Origin of the sequence: Mesorhizobium sp., from assembly GCF_005063415.1 — a bacterium.
In the GTDB taxonomy this organism is placed as follows: Bacteria; Pseudomonadota; Alphaproteobacteria; order Rhizobiales; family Rhizobiaceae; genus Mesorhizobium.
Window position 1 is genome coordinate 39999 of sequence record NZ_SUEG01000028.1, and the last position, 9591, is coordinate 49589.

The 9591-nt window shown below is 63.7% G+C and carries 9 protein-coding genes; 4 read left to right on the forward strand and 5 right to left on the reverse strand.

The features are described from left to right. Window position 1 precedes the first annotated feature (1 nt). The 4 genes from E5W70_RS10550 to E5W70_RS10565 all read left to right on the forward strand — a co-directional run bounded on the left by E5W70_RS10550 (window position 2) and on the right by E5W70_RS10565 (window position 4495). Window positions 2-2743, forward strand: a complete 2742-nt coding sequence (locus E5W70_RS10550) for a sensor histidine kinase KdpD (protein ID WP_292657391.1) — start codon at window positions 2-4, stop codon at window positions 2741-2743. After that, a complete protein-coding gene (locus E5W70_RS10555; RefSeq protein WP_292657394.1) occupies window positions 2740-3432 on the forward strand; it encodes a response regulator transcription factor in 693 nt (230 codons plus the stop codon). Before E5W70_RS10550 ends, E5W70_RS10555 begins: the two co-directional genes overlap by 4 nt. 120 nt (window positions 3433-3552) lie before the next feature. Continuing rightward, window positions 3553-3861, forward strand: a complete 309-nt coding sequence (locus tag E5W70_RS10560) for a hypothetical protein (RefSeq protein ID WP_292657396.1) — start codon at window positions 3553-3555, stop codon at window positions 3859-3861. A 124-nt stretch (window positions 3862-3985) separates the two neighbouring features. Further along, on the forward strand, window positions 3986-4495 hold the full coding sequence (locus tag E5W70_RS10565; protein ID WP_292657398.1) for an NUDIX hydrolase: 510 nt from the start codon (window positions 3986-3988) through the stop codon (window positions 4493-4495). A gap of 75 nt (window positions 4496-4570) precedes the next feature. Here E5W70_RS10565 and E5W70_RS10570 read toward each other — a convergent pair whose 3' ends face one another. From E5W70_RS10570 to E5W70_RS10590, 5 genes are all read right to left on the reverse strand, one after another. Further along, window positions 4571-5422 (reverse strand): citryl-CoA lyase, encoded by an 852-nt coding sequence (locus tag E5W70_RS10570; protein ID WP_292657401.1) that lies wholly within the window; start codon window positions 5420-5422, stop codon window positions 4571-4573. A 19-nt stretch (window positions 5423-5441) separates the two neighbouring features. After that, window positions 5442-6626 carry a CoA transferase gene (locus tag E5W70_RS10575; RefSeq protein WP_292657403.1) on the reverse strand — a complete coding sequence of 395 codons (1185 nt, stop codon included), beginning with the start codon at window positions 6624-6626 and terminating at the stop codon, window positions 5442-5444. A 15-nt stretch (window positions 6627-6641) separates the two neighbouring features. Continuing rightward, entirely contained in the window at window positions 6642-8165 is a 1524-nt protein-coding gene (locus E5W70_RS10580; protein ID WP_292657406.1) for a tripartite tricarboxylate transporter permease, read from the reverse strand. Window positions 8166-8169: 4 nt separating this feature from the next. Next, the gene (locus E5W70_RS10585; protein ID WP_292657409.1) at window positions 8170-8703 is read right to left on the reverse strand and encodes a tripartite tricarboxylate transporter TctB family protein; all 534 of its coding nucleotides are present in this window, start codon (window positions 8701-8703) and stop codon (window positions 8170-8172) included. Window positions 8704-8857: 154 nt separating this feature from the next. After that, window positions 8858-9591, reverse strand: a 734-nt coding sequence (locus E5W70_RS10590) for a tripartite tricarboxylate transporter substrate binding protein (protein ID WP_292657411.1), incomplete at its 5' end; no start/stop codon positions are given.

A 9591-nucleotide genomic window follows, 5' to 3' on the forward strand; every position in this document is an offset into this window, starting at 1 on the left:
TATGCCAGACGACAGCCGCACCGCCGAAACCAGGCCGTCTCCCGACGCGCTGCTCGCGCATGCCGAGCGGGAGGAGCGCGGTCGCCTGAGGATATTTCTCGGCGCCGCCCCCGGTGTCGGCAAGACCTACGAGATGCTGATGTCGGGCCGCGCCAGGCTGGCCGACGGGGTCGACGTGGTGATCGGCATCGTCGAGACGCACGGCCGCAAGGAAACCCAGACGCTGGTCGAAGGCTACGAGGTCATTCCTCGCCTTGAGATCGATTATAAGGGGCGGATCCTCGAGGAGATGGATCTCGACGCCATCCTCGCCCGGCACCCGGCGCTGGTTCTGGTCGACGAACTCGCCCACACCAACGTCGCCGGCAGCCGTCACCCCAAGCGCTATCTCGACGTCCAGGAAATCCTGACGCACGGCATCGATGTCTACACGACACTGAACATCCAGCACGTCGAAAGCCTGAACGACGTCGTGGCGCAGATCACGCGCGTCAGGGTGCGCGAGACGGTTCCAGACTCGATCATCGACCAGGCCGACGACATCGAGATCATCGACCTCACCCCCGACGACCTGATCAAGCGGCTGGAGGAAGGCAAGGTCTACTTCCCCAACACCGCCCAGCGCGCCATCGAGAACTACTTCTCGCCGGGCAATCTGACGGCCCTCAGGGAGTTGGCGCTCCGCCGCACCGCCCAGCGTGTCGACGAGCAGTTGCTCAACCATATGCAGGCCCACGCGATCCCGGGACCGTGGGCGGCCGGAGAAAGGGTTCTGGTCTGCGTCGACGCACGTCCGGGCGGAGCGGCTCGCATCCGCTATGCACGCAGGCTGGCCGACCGGCTTCGCGCCCCCTGGACGGCGCTTCATGTGGACACCCCTCGCTCAGCCGCCATGTCCGAGGAGGACAAGGATCGGCTGGCGACGCAGCTGCGCCTTGCCGAGCAGCTCGGTGCCGAGGTGACGACCATTCCGGGTCAGAATGTCGCGCAAGACATCGTTCGCCATGCGACGGCGAACAACTTCACCCATATCGTGATCGGCAGGCCGACCCGATCGCGCTGGCGCGAATTGATCGAAGGCTCGCTCACCTATGAGCTCATCCGCGACGCCGGCAACATCAGCGTCCATGTAATTTCGGGAACCGACCAGGGCACCGACGCACCCTCGAAAAATGTCAGCGCGGCAACCGAGCAGAAGCAGTTTCAGGTTAGGCCCTACCTGCTAGCCACAGCCTATGTCATGGGCTCCCTCGCCTTTAGCACTGTTCTCGACCAGTTTCTCGACGTTCGCAATCTGGCCATTGTCTTTCTGCTGGCGGTGCTCACATCGGCTGTAACGGGCGGGCTTTGGCCAGCGTTGTACGCCTGTGTCGTCAGCGCCCTTGCATTCAACTACTTTTTCCTAGAGCCGCGCTACACACTGACGATCAGGGATCCGGAGAGCATCGTTGCGCTTGCCGTCTTCCTTGTTGTCGCCGTTATCGCCAGCAATCTGACGGCGCGGGTGCAGCGTCAGGCGATCGCTGCCAGCTCACGGGCGCGCGCCACGGAAGACATCTATCAGTTTTCAAAGAAGCTCGCCGGCGCCGGTACCCTGGACGACGTGCTATGGGCCACTGCCTTCCAGATCGCCTTGATGCTGAAGCTGCGCGTGGTGCTGCTTTTGCCCGAGGACGGCACAATTGCGGTCAAAGCCGGCTACCCACCCGACGACACGCTGGCCGAGGCCGACATCGCAGCAGCCCGCTGGGCGTGGGAGCATAACCGCGCCGCCGGGCGCGGCGCCGACACCCTGCCCGGAGCAAAACGCCTCTATCTGCCCCTGCGGACCGGACGCACGGCGGTGGGCGTTGTCGGCCTCGACAACGACAAGCAAGGTCCGCTGCTAACACCCGAGCAACAGCGTCTGCTCGATGCGCTCGCCGACCAGGCGGCGGTCGCCATCGAGCGTATCCAGCTCGTCGCCGATGTTGACCGGGCCAAGCTTGCGGCCGAGGCAGACCGTCTGCGCTCGGCCTTGCTCACCTCCATTTCCCATGATTTGAAGACGCCGCTTGCCGCCATCATGGGCGCGGCCGGAACACTCAGGGAATTCGAGGCCGCACTTCCCGAGCAGGACCGGGCGGAACTGCTGTCCACCGTGCTTGATGAATCGGAAAGGCTGAACCGCTTCATCGCCAATCTGCTCGACATGACCAAGATAGAATCCGGCACGATGCAGCCGAATTATGCGTTCCACTATGTCGGCGACATTGTCGGCTCAGCCCTGCATCGGGCCCGCAAAATCGTCGGCGAGCACAAGACCGAGATCGATATCCCATCGGATCTGCCGATGTTGCGGCTCGACCCCGTTCTGTTTGAACAGGTGCTGTTCAATCTCCTCGACAATGCTGCAAAATACGCGCCGCCAGGTTCGACGATCCGCCTGCAGGCCTGGACGGACAACGGCTTCGTCATCCTGCAGATCATGGATGAGGGACCAGGCATTCCGCCGGCGGATCTAGAGCGCGTTTTCGATACATTCTACCGTGTGCGCAAGGGCGACCAGGTGCGTGCCGGCACCGGGCTCGGATTGTCGATTTGCCGCGGCTTCATCGAAGCGATGGGCGGGACGCTCTTGGCGGCGAACAGGACCGACCGCTCGGGCGCGGTTTTCACCATAAGAATCCCGGTGGTGCCGGCAGAGCTGCCCAACCTCGGCGAACCCGATGCAGGCCATCAGAATATGGACGATTTGGCATGACGAGCCTGGACGTCAGGATATTGGTGGTCGACGACGAACCGCCGATCCGAAAACTGCTTCGCGTCGGGCTCGGCAGCCAGGGCTATGCCATCAGCGAGGCGCCGAACGCCAACGTGGCGATCGAACTCATGGAGGCGGAAAAACCGGACCTGATCCTGCTCGATCTCGGCCTGCCCGGCATGAGCGGTCATGATTTGCTGCGCACATGGCGCGACGACGGCCTCGATATTCCCGTGGTCATCCTCTCCAGCCGCACCGACGAGGCCGGCATCGTCTCGGCCCTCGAACTCGGCGCCGACGATTATGTCACCAAGCCGTTCGGTATGAACGAGCTTGTCGCACGCATCCGCGTAGCGCTTCGCCACAAGTTCCAGAAGCAGGGTGAGAGACCGGTGTTCCAAACCGGCGACCTCTCCGTCGATCTGGTGAAGCGCATCGTCAAGGTCGAGGAGAGGGAGATAAAGCTCTCGCCGAAGGAATACGACATTCTTCGCACCTTGGTGCAGCACGCCGGCAAGGTTCTCACCCACCAGTTCCTGCTGAAGCAGGTCTGGGGCGATTCCACCGACGTTCAATATCTCAGAGTCTACGTCCGGCAGATCAGGCAAAAGATCGAAAAAACGCCCGACCAGCCCCGCTATATCACCACCGAGACCGGCGTCGGATACCGGCTGCGCGAAGTCGATTGACGCGACGAGCGTCCGAAGCCGAAATGGCCTCTTCCAATCCGCTTCAAATCAGCGGCGGCCATGGCGTCGTCCGACAAAAGCCCTATATTAAGGAAAGCGGTTTTGTGCGGGAATGAACGGATGCCACGGCTTCTCCTATTGCAGTTTTTTGGGTCGGCAATGCTGACCGCAGCGATGCTGTGGGGCGTAAATCCTGCTTCATCGGCACAGGTCGTCAGCCCCGCCGACCGCAACGTGTTAATTCAGCAAAACCAGTTGCAGATGTTGGAGAACAGGCTGCGGCGGCAGCAATATCAGCAGGAACAACAGCAGTACCGTGCCCAGGATCGCCAAATCCCAATACCGCAACGGCAGGAGGTGCCGCAGATGAGGCCAACTTGCCAGTTGCTGCCGTCGGGGAGCGGAGGCTTTGTCAGCACCTGCCGCTAACGTTTCAGTTATTTAGCCGACTTATTATGCTTGGATGCCGCCGCACCTAAGAGGACATTGAGGGTGGTTTGGACTTAGCAATTGCTGCCCTTCTTGCTTCGGGCCGCTTCGACTGGATTTTTGAATGGCAGCCAGCAGAAAGAAGGTCGTACGCAAGGCAAGGAAGGGCGACCGGATTCGCCAGGTCGCGGCGATTCCCTTTCGGCTGAACGGGCATGGCGATGTCGAGGTGATGCTGGTCACATCGCGAACGACGAGGCGCTTCATCGTGCCGAAGGGCTGGCCGATGAAGGGCAAGAGCGGCCGCAAGGCAGCCACCATCGAAGCACAGGAAGAAGCCGGTGTTCTCGGCAAGACACTGAAACAGCCGGCCGGTACCTATCACTACTGGAAGCGGCTGGCGAACCGCTTCGTTCGCGTCGATGTCGTCGTCTATTTGCTGGAAGTAACCGAGGAACTTGCCAATTGGCAGGAAGCCGAGAGACGGCAGCGGGCATGGCTGGCGCCGACCGACGCGGCATTGCTGATCGACGAGCCGGATCTTTCGACGCTGGTGAGGAACATCAGGATTCCCGAGCTGGAGCACAATGCTAAAAAGCAGAATCCGGCGTTCGGAAAAGATCACGCTCAATAAAAGATGGCGGCCTACCCCGGCTGTGTTGGGATGGAATTGGTCCCAGCGCCCGCCGCCGTCTCTTGAACCGATGCCTCACTGACTGCCATCGTCATCCTCGGGCAGAGGCCGCACCGGTGTGCCGGTATAGGCCCACAGCCATTCGCGCGGCAGTGGCCCTTTGTTGCGGTCGCTTTCCTGCGACTGTTCCCATGCATGGGCCAGGATGCCGACCGAGCGCGACAGCACGAAAAGGCCGCGCGTCAGCGGCGGCGGGAAGCCGAGCTCGCCGTAGATGACGGCTGTAGCGCCGTCGATATTGAGCGGGATTTTTTTGCCCTTGCGCCGCGCAACCTCGGCCTCGACCATCTCGGCGATGTCGGCGAAGCGCCCGCTGACGACGCCGCGCGCGGCAAAGTCACGGGTCAGTTCGATGAGGCGCGGCGCCCGCGGGTCGACCGGGTGGAAGCGGTGGCCTAGCCCCGGCACATAGCCGTCTTCCCCAGCAAGGACACGATCAACCCGCGCCGACACCGCGTCCGCGAGCGGCACGCCGGCGTCCAGTTCGGCGGCGATGTCTCCGTAGACGGAAAGCGCCTGTTCGCCGGCGCCGCCATGCACGTCGCCAAGCACGTTGACGGCCGACGCCATGGCGCTGTTGATGCCGACACCGCACGTGATCGCCATGCGGGCGATGGCGATCGACGGCGCCTGCGGCCCGTGGTCGACGGCGGCACCCAGCGCGATGCCAAGCAGCGCCGCCTGCTCCTCGCTTGGCAGTCCGCCGCGCAGCATCAGCCAGATCATTGCCGGAAAGCTGACGCGGCCGATCAGATTCTGGATTTCATAGCCACGCAGCCGGATGACGCCGGGCCGCATCTCGATGATGCCGGTCTGCCACCATTCCTCGCCGCGCGCGCGGCCAGTCTTGTTTTCCGTGTCGCTCATGCCTTCTTTTCCGTGCCGCTCATGCCTTTGCTCTTTTCTTGGCGCGTGGCGGCAGGCCGGCAAAAACCTCGTCCATATGCTCGCCCAGCCCCGGCGGCGGCCTGCTCGGCAAAGGTGCCTCGCCATCAACCATGAAGCCGCCGCGCACCACGGTCAGCGGCTTGTCCATCCCGGACACAGCCGGGAAGCGCGCCGTCATGCCGCGCTCGATCACCTGTCGCTCCTGCAGTACCTGCGGGATTGTCAGTACCCGGCCTGCCGGCACGCCGGCGCGATTGAACGTCTCCTCCCAGGCGGCGGCCGAGCCGCTCGCCAAGGCATCCTCGATCAGCGCTTTCAATGCAATGCGGTTCTGCTTGCGCGTTTCTCGCTCGGCAAAGCGGACATCCGACGCCAGCTCCGGCCGACCGATCAACCGGCACAGTGTGACGAACTGCTCTTGCTTGTTGGCGGCGATGTTGAGCAAGCCGTCGCCGGTGCGAAACGCACCAGACGGCGCGGCCGTCATGTTTTCATTGCCCATCGGCTGCGGCTCGACGTCCGCGGTCAGATAGTTCGACACCGGCCAGCCGAGCGCAGAAAGCGTGCATTCGAGCATCGAGACGTCGAGGAACGCGCCCTCGCCTGTCGTCTTCTGCTTGACCAATGCGGCGGTAATGGCGAACGCCCCGACCAGCCCGCCAAGCGTATCGGCAACGGGATAGCCGACACGCAGCGGCGCCGTTTCCGGTGTACCGGTGATGCTCATAATGCCGGAAAGACCCTGGATGATCTGGTCGTAGGCTGGATTGTCGCGCATCGGCCCGGTCTGGCCGAAGCCTGATATCGCACAATAGACAAGGCTTGGCCGGACCTCTTTCAGCCTGGCATGGCCAAGCCCCAGCCGGTCCATTACGCCGGGGCGGAAATTCTCGACCAGCGCGTCGGCCGACGCGACCAGATCGAGGAAGCGTTCGCGGTCTGCCTCCCGCTTGAGATCGAGCGCCACCGAGCGTTTGCCGGCATTCTGCGCCAGGAACGAAGCGCCCATGCCCGCCCGGTTGAGCTCCGGAGAGGCGCCGAGCTGGCGCGCCAGATCACCGCCTTGCGGCGTCTCGACCTTGATGACGTCGGCCCCGAGCAACGCCAGCTGGTAGGCGCAATAGGGGCCGGCCAGCACATTGGTCAGGTCAAGGATGCGGATGCCGGAAAGCAGGTCTGTCATGACGTCACGAACAGCTCAGGCATCGCCCGGCACGTGCTCCGGTCCGCGTATGCGCCTGTGCTCGATGTAGGCCCAGATATGCGGTCCGACCAGCCCGATGAAGGCCAGCGTCAGCAGCGTCAGCGACAGCGGATGCTTGTAGAACACCGTCCAATCGCCGTTCGAGATGGTCATCGCGCGGCGGAACTGCGTTTCGGCAAGCGGCCCGAGAATCATGCCAATGATGACCGGCGCGGTCGGGAAATCGAAACGCCGCATCAGGAAGCCGGCGGCACCGAGCAGATAGAGGATGACGAGGTCGATCGGCGATTGCGAGATGCCGTAGGTGCCGACCGTGGCGAACACCAGGATGCCGGCATAGAGCTGCGGCGCCGGGATCTTCAGCAATCGCACCCAAAGCCCGATCAGCGGCAGGTTGAGGACGACGAGGATGACGTTGGCGATGAACAGGCTGGCGATCAGCCCCCACACCAGGTCGGCCTGCGTCGTCAGCAGCAGCGGCCCCGGATTGATGCCGTAGCTCTGGAATGCCGACAGCATGATCGCGGCCGTCGCCGAGGTCGGCAGGCCGAGCGTCAGCATCGGCACCAGCACACCGGCCGCGGATGCATTGTTGGCCGCTTCCGGCCCGGCAACGCCCTCGATGGCGCCGACCGTGCCGAACTCCTCCTTGTGTCTGGAGAGTTTCTTCTCGATGGCATAGGAGAGGAAGGTCGGGATTTCGGCGCCGCCGGCCGGCATGGCGCCGATCGGGAAGCCGATCAGGGAGCCGCGCAGCCATGGCCTCCACGAGCGCGACCATTCAGCCGCGGTCATATAGAGCGACCCTTTCAACGGCACGATGTCGTCCTTGCCGGCATAGCGGCGCGAGGCCATGTAAAGCGTCTCGCCAACGGCGAACAGGCCAACCGCGACGACGATGACGTCGACGCCGTCCAACAATTCGCTCATGCCGAAGGTGAAGCGCGGCTGCCCCGTCTGCAGATCGACGCCTATCATGCCGACGACGAAGCCGACGAACAGGCTGGTCAGGCCGCGCACCGACGACGAGCCGAGCACCGCCGAAACCGTGATGAAGGCCAGCACCATCAGCGAGAAATATTCGGCCGGACCGAAAGCCAGCGCGAATTTGACGACGATCGGCGCCAGGAAGGCAACGCCGATAGTGCCCAGCGTGCCAGCGACGAAGGAGCCGATCGCCGAGGTTGCCAAGGCCGCACCGCCGCGGCCGGAGCGGGCCATTCGGTTGCCTTCCAGCGCGGTGACGATAGTGGCGCTTTCGCCAGGCGTGTTGAGCAGGATCGATGTCGTCGAGCCGCCATACATGGCGCCGTAATAGATGCCGGCAAACAGGATGAACGACGCCTCCGGCGCCACCTGATAGGTTATCGGCAGCAGCAGCGCGATGGTCAGTGCCGGTCCGAGGCCGGGCAGCACGCCGATCGCAGTCCCCAGTGTGGTGCCGACCAGGCACCATATGAGATTGGTCGGCGAGAACGCGACCGAAAATCCGTGCGCGAGATGGCCGAGCGTTTCCATGGCGTCAGCCCCTCAGCATGGCAACGACCGAATCGACGATCGCGTTCAGCTGGTTTTCGATGAAGCCGGCGCCGATATTGACACCGAGTGCCCTGGCAAAGCCGAAATAGGCGGCCAGTGCCAGGATCAGACCGAGCAGCACGTCACGCAGCGGACGCCGGCTGCCGAAACCGTGGCAGATGAGAACGAACATGATGACAGATGCGGCGGTAAAGCCGAGCGGCTGGATCAGCACGAGGTTGGCGATCAGTCCGAGGGCGACGATGCCCATCGCCTTCCAGTCGGTCGGCGTCTCCTTTTCGTCCTCCGGCTGCCATCCGCCCCGCAAGGCGGCAATGATGAGCAGCAGCGACAGGATCATCATCCCGGCCATGGTGATGTAGGGAAAGACGGTCGGGCCGACCTTGGAATAGAGCGGCGACACCGGGATTGCCAGCGTCTGCCAGGCAACCGCACCCGCACAGGCGAGGAGCCCGACGCCGATCAGCAGTTCGGGCACTGCAAGGCGCGGCGGCGCCTGCTGGTCGCTGGTGCTCATGATCGTCCTCCCAATGTCGGTCCCTTGGGGCCGGTTCTCCTTGGACCGGTCTCACTCGGCCGATCTCGGCGTAGTTTCACCTCCGGCGCCGCGTATGTCCATGCGGCTGGCGAAAGTCGGCAGGGCCGGGGCAGGCCGCCCCTTGCCGAGAGCATCACGCCAGGCCGAGGTCCTTGAGGATCGTCCCGATGCGGGCCGTGTCTTCGGCGACGAATTTCGCATAGTCGTCACCGGTGAGCAGGATCTGCGTCCAGTTGCGGTTCTTGCATTCGGTGGCCCAGGCGTCGCTCTTGGCCATGGTCTCGATCAGCTTGATCATTGCTGCCTTGTCGTCGTCCGAGACGCCGGGCGGTGCGAAGACGCCGCGCCAGTTGAACAGCTCGACGTCGATGCCGGCTTCCTTCATCGTCGGGGCATCAATCCCCTCCTGGCGTTTGTCGGCGGAGATCGCAAGCAGCCGCAGCGCACCCGCCTTGACCTGTTCGGCAAACTCGCCATAGCCGGAGATGCCGGCCGCGACCTGGTTGCCGAGCAGCGCCGACAGCGCCTCGCCGCCGCCGGCAAACGGCACATAGGAGAGATTGGTGGCCGGAACACCGACGGTCTTGGCGATGAGGCCGAACAAGATGTGGTCCGAGCCGCCGGCCGAACCGCCAGCGACCGGAACCTGCGTCGGGTCAGCCTTGAGAGCAGCGACAAAGTCCGCGGCCGTCTTGAACGGCGAGGCAGCCGGCACCACAAGCGCCTCGAACTCGCCGGTGAGGCGGGCGATCGGCGTCACTTCGGTAAGGTTGTTCGCCGCCTTGTTGGCGATAATGGCGCCGACCATGACCATGCCGGCCACCATCAGCGCATTGCCCTTGCCGTTCCACTGGTTGACGAACTGCG